Source organism: Haemophilus parainfluenzae (genome assembly GCF_014931415.1).
Lineage (GTDB): Bacteria > Pseudomonadota > Gammaproteobacteria > Enterobacterales > Pasteurellaceae > Haemophilus_D > Haemophilus_D parainfluenzae_AF.
This window is the reverse complement of record NZ_CP063121.1, coordinates 903,614-918,219: the sequence shown is the minus strand read 5'-3', so window position 1 is coordinate 918,219 and position 14,606 is coordinate 903,614. Positions and strand designations below refer to the sequence as shown.

Annotated in this window: 15 protein-coding genes; 8 read left to right on the top strand and 7 right to left on the bottom strand. The window is 39.7% G+C overall.

From position 1 onward, the window contains the following. Nucleotides 1-21 precede the first annotated feature (21 nt). Nucleotides 22-654, top strand: a complete 633-nt coding sequence (gene bamJ, locus INP93_RS04525; protein WP_197545256.1) for a BamJ family beta-barrel-assembly machinery protein — start codon at nt 22-24, stop codon at nt 652-654. 36 nt (nt 655-690) lie between these two features. Here the strand turns inward: bamJ and INP93_RS04520 are convergent, their stop codons facing one another. Together INP93_RS04520 and proB are read right to left on the bottom strand one after the other, a co-directional pair. Beyond that, on the bottom strand, nt 691-1,071 hold the full coding sequence (locus INP93_RS04520) for a hypothetical protein (protein WP_049363267.1): 381 nt from the start codon (nt 1,069-1,071) through the stop codon (nt 691-693). 112 nt (nt 1,072-1,183) lie between these two features. Further along, entirely contained in the window at nt 1,184-2,293 is a 1,110-nt protein-coding gene (gene proB / locus INP93_RS04515; protein ID WP_197545255.1) for a glutamate 5-kinase, read from the bottom strand. A 141-nt stretch (nt 2,294-2,434) separates the two neighbouring features. Here proB and folA point away from each other — a divergent pair, with 141 nt between their 5' ends. Together folA and uhpC are read left to right on the top strand one after the other, a co-directional pair. Next, entirely contained in the window at nt 2,435-2,920 is a 486-nt protein-coding gene (gene folA, locus INP93_RS04510) for a type 3 dihydrofolate reductase (RefSeq protein WP_197545254.1), read from the top strand. Nucleotides 2,921-3,123: 203 nt separating this feature from the next. After that, nucleotides 3,124-4,449: an MFS transporter family glucose-6-phosphate receptor UhpC gene (uhpC, locus tag INP93_RS04505; RefSeq protein ID WP_197545253.1), complete on the top strand. Its 1,326-nt coding sequence runs from the start codon at nt 3,124-3,126 to the stop codon at nt 4,447-4,449. Nucleotides 4,450-4,526: 77 nt separating this feature from the next. Here the strand turns inward: uhpC and pfkA are convergent, their stop codons facing one another. The 4 genes from pfkA to dprA all read right to left on the bottom strand — a co-directional run bounded on the left by pfkA (nt 4,527) and on the right by dprA (nt 8,147). Continuing rightward, nucleotides 4,527-5,492: a 6-phosphofructokinase gene (gene pfkA / locus INP93_RS04500; protein ID WP_070591696.1), complete on the bottom strand. Its 966-nt coding sequence runs from the start codon at nt 5,490-5,492 to the stop codon at nt 4,527-4,529. 112 nt (nt 5,493-5,604) lie between these two features. Further along, entirely contained in the window at nt 5,605-6,195 is a 591-nt protein-coding gene (locus INP93_RS04495) for an HI_0983 family protein (RefSeq protein WP_197544195.1), read from the bottom strand. After that, nucleotides 6,188-6,964: a peroxide stress protein YaaA gene (gene yaaA / locus INP93_RS04490; protein WP_049375008.1), complete on the bottom strand. Its 777-nt coding sequence runs from the start codon at nt 6,962-6,964 to the stop codon at nt 6,188-6,190. Before yaaA ends, INP93_RS04495 begins: the two co-directional genes overlap by 8 nt. 64 nt (nt 6,965-7,028) lie before the next feature. Continuing rightward, entirely contained in the window at nt 7,029-8,147 is a 1,119-nt protein-coding gene (gene dprA, locus INP93_RS04485; protein ID WP_197544194.1) for a DNA-processing protein DprA, read from the bottom strand. Between the two features lie 522 nt (nt 8,148-8,669). Here dprA and leuA point away from each other — a divergent pair. The 5 genes from leuA (at nt 8,670) to leuD (ending at nt 13,891) form a co-directional block, all read left to right on the top strand. Continuing rightward, entirely contained in the window at nt 8,670-10,217 is a 1,548-nt protein-coding gene (gene leuA, locus INP93_RS04480; protein ID WP_005696823.1) for a 2-isopropylmalate synthase, read from the top strand. 159 nt (nt 10,218-10,376) lie between these two features. Next, nucleotides 10,377-11,453, top strand: a complete 1,077-nt coding sequence (leuB, locus tag INP93_RS04475) for a 3-isopropylmalate dehydrogenase (RefSeq protein WP_197545252.1) — start codon at nt 10,377-10,379, stop codon at nt 11,451-11,453. 78 nt (nt 11,454-11,531) lie between these two features. Next, nucleotides 11,532-11,825, top strand: a complete 294-nt coding sequence (locus INP93_RS04470) for a YciI family protein (RefSeq protein WP_049373133.1) — start codon at nt 11,532-11,534, stop codon at nt 11,823-11,825. A gap of 43 nt (nt 11,826-11,868) precedes the next feature. Beyond that, a complete protein-coding gene (gene leuC / locus INP93_RS04465) occupies nt 11,869-13,278 on the top strand; it encodes a 3-isopropylmalate dehydratase large subunit (RefSeq protein WP_197545251.1) in 1,410 nt (469 codons plus the stop codon). A gap of 10 nt (nt 13,279-13,288) precedes the next feature. After that, on the top strand, nt 13,289-13,891 hold the full coding sequence (gene leuD / locus INP93_RS04460; protein WP_005696826.1) for a 3-isopropylmalate dehydratase small subunit: 603 nt from the start codon (nt 13,289-13,291) through the stop codon (nt 13,889-13,891). Nucleotides 13,892-13,977: 86 nt separating this feature from the next. Here leuD and INP93_RS04455 read toward each other — a convergent pair whose 3' ends face one another. Next, entirely contained in the window at nt 13,978-14,595 is a 618-nt protein-coding gene (locus tag INP93_RS04455) for a hypothetical protein (RefSeq protein ID WP_197545250.1), read from the bottom strand. Between the last annotated feature and the right edge of the window lie 11 nt (nt 14,596-14,606).

Sequence of the window (14,606 nt, the reverse complement as noted above, 5' to 3'; positions counted from 1 at the left end):
TTTTACAACAAAGGAAAAAACATGACAGCTCAAATTTTTGAACAAGTAAAATTAGAAAGTATTTCTGAAAAAGGCAGCTACGGTATCGGTTTACAAATCGGTCAACAATTAGCAGATAGCCAAATGGATATTTCTGTTGAAGCGGTAGCAAAAGGCATTTTCGATGCCTTAAACCGTAATCAACCAGCATTAGAAATTAATGATTTAATGCATTCCGTTCAAGCGCTTCAAGAACAAGCGGCTGAAGCACAACAAGCGCAATTTAAAGCGATTGAAGAAGAAGGTAAAAAATTCTTAGAAGAAAACGCGAAAAAAGCAGGCGTAAACGTCACTGACAGCGGTTTACAATACGAAATTTTAAGCGAAGGTAACGGAAACAAACCATCTGCAACTGATAAAGTACGTGTTCACTACACAGGTACATTACCAGATGGTACCGTATTCGACAGTTCTGTTGCTCGTGGTGCACCAGCTGAATTCCCAGTAAATGGCGTAATTCGTGGTTGGGTTGAAGCATTACAAATGATGCCTGTTGGTTCTAAATGGAAACTCACTATTCCACACGAACTGGCTTACGGTGAACGTGGTGCGGGCGCATCTATCCCACCATTCTCAACCTTAGTGTTTGAAGTTGAATTACTCGATATCCTTTAAAAAGAAAAAGTGCGGTTAATTTTAACCGCACTTTTTTTATTCTTCGTCGTCTTCGCTATAACGATCATCATCGTCATAATCATAGGTTAAGAGAGCATCCTCATCATAACCCTCTATATCAATCTGAACGCCATTTGAGCCTGCATCAAAACCGTTAAACCATGCGGTTCTCAGCTCCTCAGGTACACGTCGGCCACAAAAGTTAATTCGTTTATTCAATTGAGATTGGCTTTGCGCTTGGAAATCTTTTCCTACACGATAACCATCTAAATACCAGTCATCTTTATCATGACAAACCGTCGTATTTAAACGCTTTACGTGTTTGCTCACTGAAATTGGGCTACGATGTTTTACATAATAGCCCTGCGTACAAGCACTTAATAGCCCAACAGCTAAAACGGTCGCTATTAATCTCATGTTGTCTCCTTTTACTACTTAATATCGGGCTATTGCCCTTTTTATGTTTTTATAGACCGACAAAATAAAAGGAAGGTTCAGAAAATATAAGAGATCCGATTTCTATTTTAAGCTATAGCATAATCATGTCATCACGATGTAATGCAACTGCACCATACTCATAACCAAGAATTTGTTCAATTTCTTGGGATTTTTTTCCTTTGATTAATTCCAACGCATCGCTGTTATAACGCGGCATACCGAGTGCAATCACTTTACCAGAGATATTCTTAATTTTGACGACTTCACCGCGTGAGAAACGCCCTTCCACAGCCGTAATTCCTGCTGGCAGCAACGATTTATTCTGTACTAACATGGCATTTTCAGCACCTTCATCAATCGTCAGCATTCCTGCTGATGGTGCTGCAAATAACCACTGTTTACGGCTTTCTAGACGATCTGAGTGATGAGCAATAAATTTCGTGCCAATTGGTTTATCGTAAGCCAAATCAACAATGACATCAGGTCGGCAGCCTGGCGCAATAATGGTTTCAATACCTGAACGCGTTGCCACATCTGCTGCAATAATTTTTGTACTCATCCCGCCAGTACCAAGATTTGTACCGCTACCGCCTGCAATAGAACGAATATGATCGGTAATTTGCTCAACCACAGGAATTAATTTCGCATCTGGATTTTTACGCGGATCGTTTTCATATAGGCCTTGTTGATCCGTTAATAAGTAAAGTTGTTCCGCTTGCACTAAAATCGCGACTAGCGCTGATAAGTTATCGTTATCCCCTACTTTAATCTCAGCCGTTGCCACCGCATCATTCTCATTAATCACTGGAATAATATGATTGTCCAACAGCGCATGTAATGTATCGCGTGCATTTAAAAAACGTTCACGGTCTTCAATATCGGCACGAGTTAATAAAATTTGTCCAATATGAATATCATAAATCGCAAATAATTTTTCCCAGGCTTGAATAAGCTGACTCTGCCCTACAGCAGCTAAAAGCTGTTTTGACGCAATGGTTGGAGGAAGTTGAGGATGATTTAAATAATGTCGTCCAGCGGCAATCGCACCTGATGTCACAATCACTACACGAAAACCTGCTTGATGAAGTTGGGCAATCTGGCGAACAATATCGACCATGTGGGATGCATTCAATTTTGGGGAACCATGTGTTAATGTGCTAGTACCAAATTTTACGACGATTGTTTTCTGATTTGCCGACATAGTTTATCCTCAGTGAAAAAATAGAAAAGTGCGGTTAAATTAGCACTAAAATTAATAAAAATCACGAAAAATCCAACCTCATATACAGATTTTGTGAATAGCTATGATATAGTGCAAAAAAAGAAAAATAGGATAGAAAATATGACATTAAGTTTGATCGTTGCGACAACAAAAAATAACGTCATCGGAAAAGATAATCAAATGCCTTGGCACTTACCTGCTGATTTAGCCTGGTTTCGTAAAAATACCACGGGCAAACCAGTGATTATGGGTCGTAAAACCTTTGAAAGCATCGGTCGCCCATTACCTAAACGCACCAATATCGTCCTTTCACGCACGCCTTACGTATATGAAGGTGTCATCTGGAAAGAGAATTTTGAAAGTGCGGTCGATTTTGTCAAAGAATTTGATGAAATTATGTTGATTGGCGGCGGCGAGTTATTTAAACAATATTTACCTAAAGCAGATAAACTATATCTCACACAAATTCAAGCAGACATTGACGGCGATACCTTCTTCCCTGAAATTAATTGGTCTGAATGGAACATCGAGTTTGAAGAATATCGTCAAGCTGATGAAGACAATCTCTATGATTGTCGTTTTTTAATTTTGCAACGTAAAGCATAAAACTCGCCCAAACCATCCTTAAGCCTAATAAAGTGCGGTCAAAAAACTAAAATTTCTGACCGCACTTATTCGTTCATTATCAAATCAACTATTCATCAAGCTATTTTTTCCTATAAATCCCCCATTTTTTGATCTGAGTCCCCTTTTGAAAACCGGCTTTGTAATATACTGGAACGGTTTATTATCATTAGAGGAGAAGTATTATGGGTATCTTCAGTGTACCACCGGATTTACCGGTTACGAAAAGCAAAGAGGAGATCGATAAAACTTATCGTTACTGGCGATTACATTTGATGATTACCAGTTATATCGGCTATGCCGTATTCTATTTTACTCGTAAAAGTTTTAACTTCGTCATGCCTGCTATGCTGACGGAGCTCGGGCTACAAAAAGCTGATATCGGGATCATGGGTACTGCGTTTTATCTCACCTACGGTGTATCTAAATTCTTATCGGGTGTACTTGGTGATCGCTCTAACCCTCGTTACTTTATGGGGATAGGCTTAATGATGACAGGTGTCGTCAATATTCTATTCGGTATGAGCTCATCTGTCTTTATGTTTATCACCCTTTGGATGATCAATGCCTTTTTCCAAGGTTGGGGTTGGCCTCCATGTTCAAAAATCCTGAATACTTGGTACTCACGTAATGAACGTGGTTTATGGTGGGCTATTTGGAACACCTCACATAACTTAGGTGGGGCACTCATTCCAATTTTATCTGGTGCCGTTGCCCTTTATTGGGGATGGCGTTACGGCATGATCGTGCCAGGGATTATTGCCTGTGTCATCGGTTTTGCTCTTTGTTTCTTATTACGCGATCGCCCAACATCTATGGGACTTCCAACAGTCGGTGAATGGCGTAATGATATTGCTGAAAAAGAACATGAAAGTGAAGGTTTAGGTTTATCTAACTGGGAAATTCTTAAAATTTATGTGTTCAAAAACAGCATTATCTGGGCATTAGCATTTTCTTGGTGTTTTATTTATATCATCCGTACCGGTATCAATGACTGGGGTAACTTATATTTAACAGAAACCCACGGTTATGACTTACTTAAAGCAAACTCAGCCGTTTCTTTCTTTGAAATCGGCGGTTTCTTAGGGGCACTTTTTGCGGGCTGGGGCTCTGATAAGTTCTTCAACGGAAACCGTACCCAAATGAACATCATTTATGTGTTAGGTATTATTTCAACCTCCTTAGCATTATGGTTCATCCCAAGCGATAACTATTTTGTGATGTGTGGCTTATTCTTCCTGATGGGATTCTTTATCTTTGGTCCGCAATTCCTTATCGCCATGGCCGCAGCTGAAAACTCCCACAAACATGCTTCAGGTTCTTCTACCGGTTTCGTTAGTCTCTTCGCCTATATTGGTGCGGCAGCGGCGGGTGCCCCATTAGCGTGGATTATTCAATCTCTCCACTGGAATGGATTCTTTGGTAGCTTGTTTATTGTGTCTCTTGCTTGTGCATTATTACTCGTTTTCGTGTACTTCTTGCAACGTAAGAAAAATAACCTAAAAGCCTAATCTAGGCATATAAAAATCGGGCTAAAACAATCATTGTTTTAGCCCGATTTATTTTGTTTAAAATAACCTTTAAAAAATTATTCTAAGCGTTTAGCCATTTCTAACCAATCTGCTTTAAATTCACGGCGCATATTGTTGATTGCATCAATAATATCGTGATGAACTAATTTTTCATTTTGAATACCCACACAGTAGCCACCTTTACCTTGTAGCAATATATCTACCGCATATACGCCCATACGTGAAGCTAAAATACGGTCGAAGGCACAAGGCGAACCACCACGTTGAATATGGCCTAATACAGTTGCACGGGTTTCATGACCTACGCGAGCCTCAATCTCACGAGCGAGAGAATGCACGTCAGTGATTAACTCAGTAATCGCAATGATGGCGTGGCGTTTTCCACGAATAATACTGCGTTCAATTTGACGAATTAATTCTTCACGATTAAATTCCATTTCAGATGCCACAATGTATTCACAACCACCAGCAATACCTGCAGAAATGGTTAAGTCACTACAGTGACGACCCATGATTTCCACGATAGAAATACGTTGGTGAGAACTTGAAGTGTCACGCAAACGGTCAATCGCATCCACCGCTGTTTGTAGTGCGGTTTCATAACCGATTGTGTAATCTGTTCCAGCCACATCGTTATCAATTGTGCCAGGGATACCTACGCAAGGGAAACCATGTTCTTCAGTAAGCAATTTAGCCCCCATGTAAGAACCGTCACCACCAATAACAACTAAGGCATCAATACCATGTGAACGTAAAATTTCTGCACATTTCTCACGTACGGCAGGATCCTTAAATTCAGGGAAACGAGCAGAACCTAAGAATGTCCCACCACGGTTAATTATATCCGATACGCTATAACGATTTAACTGTTGGATTTTATTATTATATAAGCCTTGATAACCGTCATAAATCCCAAATACTTCAAGCCCTTCTGCAAGAGCTGCACGAACAACGCCACGGATGGCAGCATTCATACCTGGTGCATCACCACCACTGGTTAATACAGCAATTTTTTTAATCATATTTACCTACTTTGAATTCTTAAGAACAATTGGTGCTAAGATTACACTATCCATAATTTCTGCTCTAGCAAAATTTTGAAAATTTACTTGAGATTTGATCTAGTTATACATTTTAGTGATTGAAATAACTTTCACATTTCCAAGAAAGATCCGCTTTTTGTAATGTTTTACTTTCTTTTGCGACAAGATACTTTTGTAAATTTTTCACAATTTTTACTTTGCTTAAGCGCTGAAACTTTTTCATTTCCATTTTTTGGGAATATTGGTATTGCACGAAACCACAACGTGGCACATTTTTGCCCTTAGCAATATCCACTTGCCAGGACGGATTTTGTTCTGTCGGAGCATAAATGACATAACCATTTAACTCAGTAGCGGGCTTTTTCGGATTCGTTGAATTCGCAAGAATTTTGAAATCTGTCACGCCTAAATTACGGTATACCTTCTCACGCAATGCTACGCGTTGCTCAATAGAACGGGATAAATCACGATCAAGCAACACTTCAATTTGAGATTGCCAATTTTCTAAGGTATCTGGCTCGGCAAGATAAACATAGCGCGCAATCGTATCCAAATCTTGGCTTGCAGTAAGTTTATAAGTTTTGCCGTTGTACTCAATTTTTTCAGGAGTTTGAAGCTGACTCACTTTTGCCGCACAACCTGAGAGTAAAAGTGCGGTCAATATAACCAAGATTTTATTCATTGATATCTCGCTTAAATACAAATTCTTTTTCAGTTGAGGATGTCGCATCAAACCAATAACCACCTAGGTCAAACTCTTTCAGTTGTTCAACACGTTCCAAACGATTTTGAATGATAAAACGACACATTAAACCACGGGCTTTTTTCGCATAAAAGCTGACCACTTTGTATTTACCATTCTTATTATCTAAGAAAACAGGCTTAACAATCTGTGCCTCTAATTGGCTTTCTTTCACTGATTTATAATATTCATCGGAGGCTAAATTGATCAAAATACGATCGCCTTGCTCATCAAGCGCTTGTTGCACGGATTGAGTGATGATGTTACCCCAAAAAGCATAAAGATCTTTCCCTTTTGGATTCGCTAACTTCGTGCCCATTTCCAAGCGGTAAGGTTGCATTAAATCAAGGGGTTTAAGTAAGCCATATAAGCCAGAAAGCATACGTAAATGGCGTTGTGCGAATTGCACATCTTCATCAGATAAGCTATCCGCATCCAAACCGGTGTAAACATCACCTTTGAATGCCCAAATGGCTGCGCGTGAATTTTTTTCGTTGTGAGATTTTGTCCATTCAGCAAAACGAGCGGCATTTAAGCCCGCAAGTTTATCGCTGATAGACATTAAGGAAGAAAGATCTTGGGGAGATAATTGACGACAGATTTCAATCAGTTGCTCACTATAATCCGTCAAGTGCGGTTGAGAAACAGGAAGATTTCTGACCGCACTTTCAAAATCTAAGGTTTTTGCCGGGGAAATAATGGCTAACATAGGTTCTCCTTTCTAAACACTGAGCCGTATCTTAGCACAGGATAGTCTCCTTACTCTACCCCGTTTATGCTATCCGCTTATAGAGTCCATTCTCATTGACGATTAAATCTTGTAACTCCAAATCTAACAACTGCACTAAAAGCAAATCCACCGGCAAATTCAATGTAACCGATAAATCATCAAGGCTTATTGGTGTATAACTGATATGTTGATAAAGTTCAGGATGACTTGGTTCCACGGCTAGTGTTTTTGCTGTGAGTGGTTGAGCTATCGGCTTATTAATTTGCGTATTATGTACTGGAGGCTGAAAAACAACGCTGTGATTGAGGCTATCTAAAATATCTTTGACATTTTCCACCAACATCGCCCCTTGCTTAATCAGTTTATGGCAGCCTTGACTGTATTCACTTTGAATATTCCCTGGTAAGGCAAAAATATCGCGATTTTGTTCTAAAGCATAGCGTGCTGTAATCAATGAACCGCTTTTCTCTGTGGCTTCAATGACTAATGTTCCTAATGAAAGCCCGCTAATAATGCGATTACGACGAGGAAAATTTTCAGCAATCGGTGCTTGCGTAGGGATAAATTCAGAAACTAATGCCCCGTTATTTTCGATAATTTGCTCGGCTAATCGGCGATGTTTAGCGGGGTAAATGTGATCTAATCCGCTGCCCAATACGGCAATGGTCTGCCCTTGAATATCCACCACCGCCTGATGGCTAAATCCATCGATACCTACAGCCAACCCACTCGTCACCGTTAATCCTGCGAGAGAAAGCTCTGTCGCAAAATATTTTGCCCAATATTCCCCATAAGCGGAGCAATAACGACTTCCAACCATGGCGATTTGCTGTGCTGAAAGTGCGATCAGATTACCTTTCACAAATAATAAGGGCGGAAAGCCACTAATTTGTTTGAGTAAAAAAGGATAGTCATCTGAAAAACAGTGTATTAAATGATGGCCTTCTTTTTCTGCCCAGCTCAAAGCGGGTTCAATAAATTTCATTTCTGGCTGAAACCAACGACGAATCTGCAAAGCCTCCCAACCCATTTGTTGAAATGCCACTTCATCATAATTTAACAATTCTTCTATATTCACATGGGCCAAAATTTGTTGAATCCGCACACTGCCCAATTTGGGCACTTGAGCTAATCGCAACAAAATCGACGTAAAATCGCTCATAATTCTCTCCTTTAAAAAGAAAATTATGGCGAGATTTGTCTCAAAAAATGAAAAGTTTGTCTTAATTCTGCGATTCAGATCGCAAAAAGAGAAAAAATTTTAGAAAAAATAGGCATACCAGAAACGAGGAATAAAACAGGACAAAAACAGCTTCTTAAAAGCTATTTTTAGAGATTAATTCTGATAAAAAACTTATATTAAGAGAAATACACTTTTAAGATTGTGTAGAGATATTCATTTTAGATATAAATCACTGATAAATGATTTGACAGCAACATTTTTATCCGTAATATGGACAGCGTTCTACAGAATTTTTTACAGGATTATCTTTTTATGTACCAAGCTGTTTCTTTATCTCTCAACCTCCTGCTCTCACATTCTTTGTGCGGCTAAGTTGTGGATAAAAAACACCTTTATGTAAAAAATCTATTATCAACCCGCACTTTTAAGATTGCGGGTTTTTTCGTTTTAAAATCACGGTAAAAATGACCGCACTTTGAGTGATAAAAGAAGGAAAACATTATGACAGATCGCGTTATTATTTTTGATACTACCTTGCGTGATGGCGAACAAGCGTTAAAAGCAAGCTTAACCGTTAAAGAGAAATTACAGATTGCTTTAGCACTTGAACGTCTCGGCGTGGATGTGATGGAAGTCGGTTTTCCGGTTTCTTCTCAAGGTGATTTTGAATCTGTTCAAACCATTGCACGCCATATCAAAAATAGTCGTGTTGCGGCACTTTCCCGTGCAGTAATTAAAGATATTGATGCTGCAGCTGAAGCCTTAAAAGTGGCAGAAGCGTTTCGTATCCATACATTTATTGCAGTTTCAGCCTTACACGTTGAAGCCAAATTAAAACGTACTTTTGACGATGTCGTTGAAATGGCGGTGGCAGCAGTAAAACATGCACGTAATTATACAGACGACGTAGAATTTTCTTGCGAAGATGCGGGCCGCACCGGTATCGACAATATTTGTCGTATTGTTGAAGCCGCAATTAATGCAGGTGCAACAACTGTAAACATTCCTGACACTGTTGGTTTCTGCTTACCTAATCAATTCGGCAATATTATTGCTGAAGTACGTAACCGCGTACCAAATATCGATAAAGCTGTGATTTCCGTACATTGTCACAATGACTTAGGTATGGCAACGGCTAACTCCTTAACCGCTGTACAAAATGGTGCACGTCAAATTGAATGTACTATTAACGGCATTGGTGAACGCGCAGGCAACACCTCTCTTGAAGAAGTGGTGATGGCAATGAAAGTTCGTCAAGAATTTATGGGCGTGGATACACGTATCAACACACAAGAAATCCACCGTGTCAGCCAAATGGTGAGCCAACTTTGTAATATGCCAATCCAACCGAATAAAGCGATTGTAGGCTCAAATGCTTTTGCACATTCATCCGGTATTCACCAAGATGGCATGTTAAAAAACCAAAATACCTACGAAATCATGTCGCCAGAAACTATTGGCTTGAAAAAAGAAAAATTGAACTTAACCGCACGTTCTGGTCGCGCAGCGGTAAAAGGTCACATGGCGGATATGGGCTACACCGAACAAGATTACGATTTAGACAAATTGTATGAAGCCTTCTTAAAATTAGCAGACAAAAAAGGCCAAGTATTCGATTATGACTTAGAAGCTTTAGCCTTTATCGATATGCAACAAGGGGATGAGGATCGTTTAGTGTTAGATAAACTTTCTGCACATTCCACTAAAGAATATCCAGCAACTGCGTTTGTTCAAGTGGAATTGGATGGTAAAAAATTAAGCACCTCTTCTATCGGTGGTAATGGTCCGGTTGATGCAGTTTACAATGCGATCTTGAATTTAACCGGCTTAGATATCAAAATGTCGCACTATAACTTAACTGCAAAAGGCGAAGGTGCTGAAGCCTTAGGTCAGGTGGATATCGTGGTTGAACACGAAGGCCGTAAATTCCATGGCGTTGGTTTAGCGACAGACATCGTTGAATCTTCCGCACTTGCTTTAGTTCATGCAATTAATGCTATTTATCGTGCGCATAAAGTCGCCGATATTAAAAGCCACAAACATCATTAATCCAATCCCCCTCTTTAGCAAAGAGGGGTTAGGGGAGATTTGACAGAAGTAACATCAACCTCAGCAATTTTATATTGTTAAAATCTCCCCCTGTCCCTCTTTACAAAAGAGGGGAGAAAATTAACCGCACTTTAGTGTGAAAGAAATAGGAAAAATAATATGCAATCATACAACATCGCTGTTCTACCAGGAGACGGTATCGGTCCGGAAGTCATGGCTGAAGCCATTAAAGTATTAAACAAAGTCCAAGAAAAATTCGGTTTTAAACTTAACTTCAATGAATTTTATGTAGGTGGTGCTGCAATTGATCATTGTGGTTGCCCATTACCGGCAGACACCTTAAAAGGTTGTGATGAGGCTGATGCGATTTTGTTTGGCTCTGTTGGCGGCCCTAAATGGACAAATTTACCACCGGATCAACAACCAGAACGCGGTGCATTATTACCATTGCGTAAACATTTTAAATTATTCTGCAATCTTCGTCCTGCTACCCTTTATAAAGGACTCGAAAAATTCTGTCCATTACGTGCAGATATTGCAGCGAAAGGGTTTGATATGGTGGTTGTACGTGAATTAACGGGTGGGATTTATTTCGGTCAGCCTAAAGGTCGTGAAGGTGAAGGCGCACAAACCAAAGCATTCGATACAGAAGTTTATTACAAATATGAAATCGAACGCATTGCACGTGCAGCTTTTGATGCGGCAATGAAACGTCGTAAACACGTCACTTCTGTCGATAAAGCTAACGTATTACAAGCTTCAATCTTATGGCGTGAAACCGTGACAGAAGTGGCGAAAGACTATCCAGAAGTCACCTTAGATCACATTTATATCGACAACGCGACCATGCAGTTAATCAAAGCGCCTGAATCTTTCGATGTACTCCTCTGCTCTAACATTTTCGGTGATATTATTTCTGATGAAGCGGCGATGATCACGGGCTCTATGGGGATGTTGCCATCTGCTAGCTTAAATGAAGAAGGTTTCGGTTTATATGAACCGGCTGGCGGTTCTGCACCGGATATTGCAGGCAAAGGCATTGCTAACCCAATCGCACAAATTCTTTCTGCCGCGATGATGTTGCGTTACAGCTTCAACTTAAATGATGCGGCAGATGCGATTGAAAATGCCGTGCAAAAAGTCTTAGCAAATGGTCACCGTACGGGTGATTTAGCCGATGACTCTACACCTGTTTCAACTGCACAAATGGGTACATTGATTGCTGAAGCGATCTAATAACAGGGTGGGCATTTTGTCCACCATCAACAAATTTAACAGAAAGGATCAAGCAGCCCTAGAAACAAAGGAGATTATATGTTTATCGTTTCATTAACCTATATTCAACCTTTAGAGAAAATTGAAGAATTTCTAGCTGAACACAGAACATTTTTAGATAAGTTTTATCAACAAGGTAAGTTTCTAATGTCTGGGCGTAAAGAACCTAGAACTGGTGGAATCATTATTATGAATGCAAAAGATCTTGATGAAGTAAATCAAATTATTGAACAAGATCCATTTCACCAACACCAAATAGCAGATTATCAAGTGATAGAGTTCTATCCATCTAAAGTTGCGAATGGATTAGAAAAATACCAACAGACAATTTAAAACTTACTACTCTAACAAAGCCCCTAACGAATTGAGAAAAATTATGGCAAAAACACTCTACGAGAAACTATTCGATGCCCATGTGGTGTACGAAGCTGAAGGCGAAACGCCGATTTTGTATATTAACCGTCATTTAATCCATGAAGTAACCAGTCCACAAGCCTTTGATGGTCTACGTGTAGCTGGCCGCCAAGTACGTCAAGTCAGTAAAACTTTCGGTACCATGGATCACAGTATTTCTACCCAAGTACGTGATGTGAACAAACTTGAAGGCCAAGCGAAAATTCAAGTATTGGAACTTGAAAAAAACACGAAAGCAACCGGTATTCAATTGTTCGATATGACCACAAAAGAACAAGGTATTGTGCATGTCATGGGGCCTGAACAAGGCTTAACCTTACCAGGTATGACTATCGTTTGTGGTGACTCCCATACTGCCACCCATGGGGCATTCGGCGCCTTAGCATTTGGTATTGGTACATCCGAGGTAGAACATGTATTAGCCACACAAACCTTAAAACAAGCTCGCGCGAAAAATATGAAAATTGAAGTGCGTGGAAAAGTAGCACCTGGCATTACCGCAAAAGATATCATTCTTGCCATTATCGGTAAAACCACCATGGCAGGCGGTACAGGTCATGTGGTGGAATTCTGTGGTGAAGCCATTCGTGACCTTTCTATGGAAGGCCGTATGACCGTTTGTAATATGGCAATAGAAATGGGTGCCAAAGCCGGCTTAATCGCACCAGATGAAACGACTTTCGAATACTTAAAAGGTCGTCCACATGCACCAAAAGGTAAAGATTGGGATGATGCTGTTGCTTATTGGAAAACCTTAAAATCCGATGATGATGCAAAATTTGACACAGTCATCACGTTAGAAGCCAAAGACATTGCACCACAGGTAACTTGGGGAACAAACCCAGGCCAAGTAATCGGTATCGATCAATTAGTGCCAAATCCAGCAGAAATGACCGATCCTGTGACTCGTGCTTCAGCAGAAAAAGCATTGAATTATATCGGTTTAGAACCGAATACCGATTTAAAAGACATTCCGGTGGATCAAGTGTTTATTGGCTCTTGCACCAATGCTCGTATCGAAGATTTACGTGCCGCAGCGGCTGTCATGAAAGGTCGTAAAAAAGCCGACAATGTAAAACGTATTTTAGTGGTACCAGGCTCTGGTTTAGTGAAAGAACAAGCAGAAAAAGAAGGCTTGGATAAAATCTTTATCGAAGCGGGCGCTGAATGGCGTAACCCAGGTTGCTCAATGTGCTTAGGGATGAACGATGACCGCTTAGGCGAATGGGAACGCTGTGCTTCTACATCAAACCGTAACTTTGAAGGTCGCCAAGGCCGTAATGGTCGTACTCACTTGGTGAGTCCTGCGATGGCTGCGGCAGCGGGAATGTTCGGTAAATTCGTTGATATTCGTGACGTCACATTAAACTAAGGAGCAGAAAATGGCAGGATTTAAACAACTTTCAGGCTTAGTAGTGCCATTGGATGCGGCAAACGTGGACACGGATGCAATTATTCCAAAACAATTTTTACAAGCCATTACCCGCGTAGGTTTCGGCAAACACTTATTCCATGAATGGCGTTATTTGGATGTAGAAGGTACCAAGCCAAATCCAGATTTCGTATTAAATTATCCACAATATCAAGGCGCGACCATTTTATTAGCGCGTAAAAATCTTGGTTGTGGTTCTTCACGTGAACACGCACCTTGGGCATTAGCCGATTACGGTTTCAAAGTGATGATCGCACCAAGCTTTGCGGATATTTTCTATAACAATAGTTTAAACAACCACATGTTACCGATTCGTTTAAGCGAAGAAGAAGTGGAAGAAATCTTCCAATGGGTGTGGGCAAATGAGGGCAAACAAATCCATGTGGATTTGGAAGCGATGACTGTCACTGTAGGTGACAAAGTCTATCACTTTGAACTGGATGAATTCCGCCGTCATTGTTTGTTAAACGGCTTGGATAACATCGGTTTGACGTTACAACACGAAGATGCCATCAGTGAATACGAAAAAAATATTCCGGCATTTTTACGTTAATCTGTTTTTTTACTCGGACAGCAAATATTGCTAACCATTCGGCGGACAATTTGTCCGCCTTTCTTTTCTTTAAATTAATTATCTCGTTAATATTTAACCTTTCCTAAAAATTCTTTTTTGACAGGTTTCAAATCAGGAAGGGTAAATGTTTCACGATACTTAAGTGTTGGGAAAGTACGAGCATCATCATCAGCAAGTAACATATGCTCTATAATCATTTTATTTCCCTCTTGTTTATATCTATTTATATCTCCTACATGTTGATTGCTATCCTCTACTTTAGCTGGATATAAATCACTTCTATAAGTTAAAAGATGAACTAATTCAAATGCTGGCCCTGCATTCCCCGTGCCGCATGTAACATCCTTAACCATGAAAATAAAAGCATGATAACCGTTATTATCTATTTCAGGTACATACATTACTCGTTTGGCTTTTTCTTTATTAGGTAATTTTTCATAATCAGTTTCCCAAAGACAATATTTTGCTTTCATATAACGAGCGGCAGTATTAAATGCTTGTATTTTTCTTTTTTCAATAATCTGTATTTCAGTATCATTATCTTTTATTTTAGGTTCAGCTTCTGAGCTAGGTAACATTTTTACATTTGTATCAGAATTTGATACATCTATGAAATCACTTGCCATCACATCACTTAAAGAAATAAAAATTAAAAAAAACGAAATAAAAATTTTTCTACACATAATGACCTCAA

What these genes read in the sequence shown, in the direction of transcription:
- bamJ (WP_197545256.1), top strand. Translation starts at nt 22, where the DNA reads ATGACAGCTCAAATTTTTGAACAAGTAAAATTAGAAAGTATTTCTGAA.
- INP93_RS04520 (WP_049363267.1), bottom strand. Translation starts at nt 1,071, where the DNA reads ATGAGATTAATAGCGACCGTTTTAGCTGTTGGGCTATTAAGTGCTTGT.
- proB (WP_197545255.1), bottom strand. Translation starts at nt 2,293, where the DNA reads ATGTCGGCAAATCAGAAAACAATCGTCGTAAAATTTGGTACTAGCACA.
- folA (WP_197545254.1), top strand. Translation starts at nt 2,435, where the DNA reads ATGACATTAAGTTTGATCGTTGCGACAACAAAAAATAACGTCATCGGA.
- uhpC (WP_197545253.1), top strand. Translation starts at nt 3,124, where the DNA reads ATGGGTATCTTCAGTGTACCACCGGATTTACCGGTTACGAAAAGCAAA.
- pfkA (WP_070591696.1), bottom strand. Translation starts at nt 5,492, where the DNA reads ATGATTAAAAAAATTGCTGTATTAACCAGTGGTGGTGATGCACCAGGT.
- INP93_RS04495 (WP_197544195.1), bottom strand. Translation starts at nt 6,195, where the DNA reads ATGAATAAAATCTTGGTTATATTGACCGCACTTTTACTCTCAGGTTGT.
- yaaA (WP_049375008.1), bottom strand. Translation starts at nt 6,964, where the DNA reads ATGTTAGCCATTATTTCCCCGGCAAAAACCTTAGATTTTGAAAGTGCG.
- dprA (WP_197544194.1), bottom strand. Translation starts at nt 8,147, where the DNA reads ATGAGCGATTTTACGTCGATTTTGTTGCGATTAGCTCAAGTGCCCAAA.
- leuA (WP_005696823.1), top strand. Translation starts at nt 8,670, where the DNA reads ATGACAGATCGCGTTATTATTTTTGATACTACCTTGCGTGATGGCGAA.
- leuB (WP_197545252.1), top strand. Translation starts at nt 10,377, where the DNA reads ATGCAATCATACAACATCGCTGTTCTACCAGGAGACGGTATCGGTCCG.
- INP93_RS04470 (WP_049373133.1), top strand. Translation starts at nt 11,532, where the DNA reads ATGTTTATCGTTTCATTAACCTATATTCAACCTTTAGAGAAAATTGAA.
- leuC (WP_197545251.1), top strand. Translation starts at nt 11,869, where the DNA reads ATGGCAAAAACACTCTACGAGAAACTATTCGATGCCCATGTGGTGTAC.
- leuD (WP_005696826.1), top strand. Translation starts at nt 13,289, where the DNA reads ATGGCAGGATTTAAACAACTTTCAGGCTTAGTAGTGCCATTGGATGCG.
- INP93_RS04455 (WP_197545250.1), bottom strand. Translation starts at nt 14,595, where the DNA reads ATGTGTAGAAAAATTTTTATTTCGTTTTTTTTAATTTTTATTTCTTTA.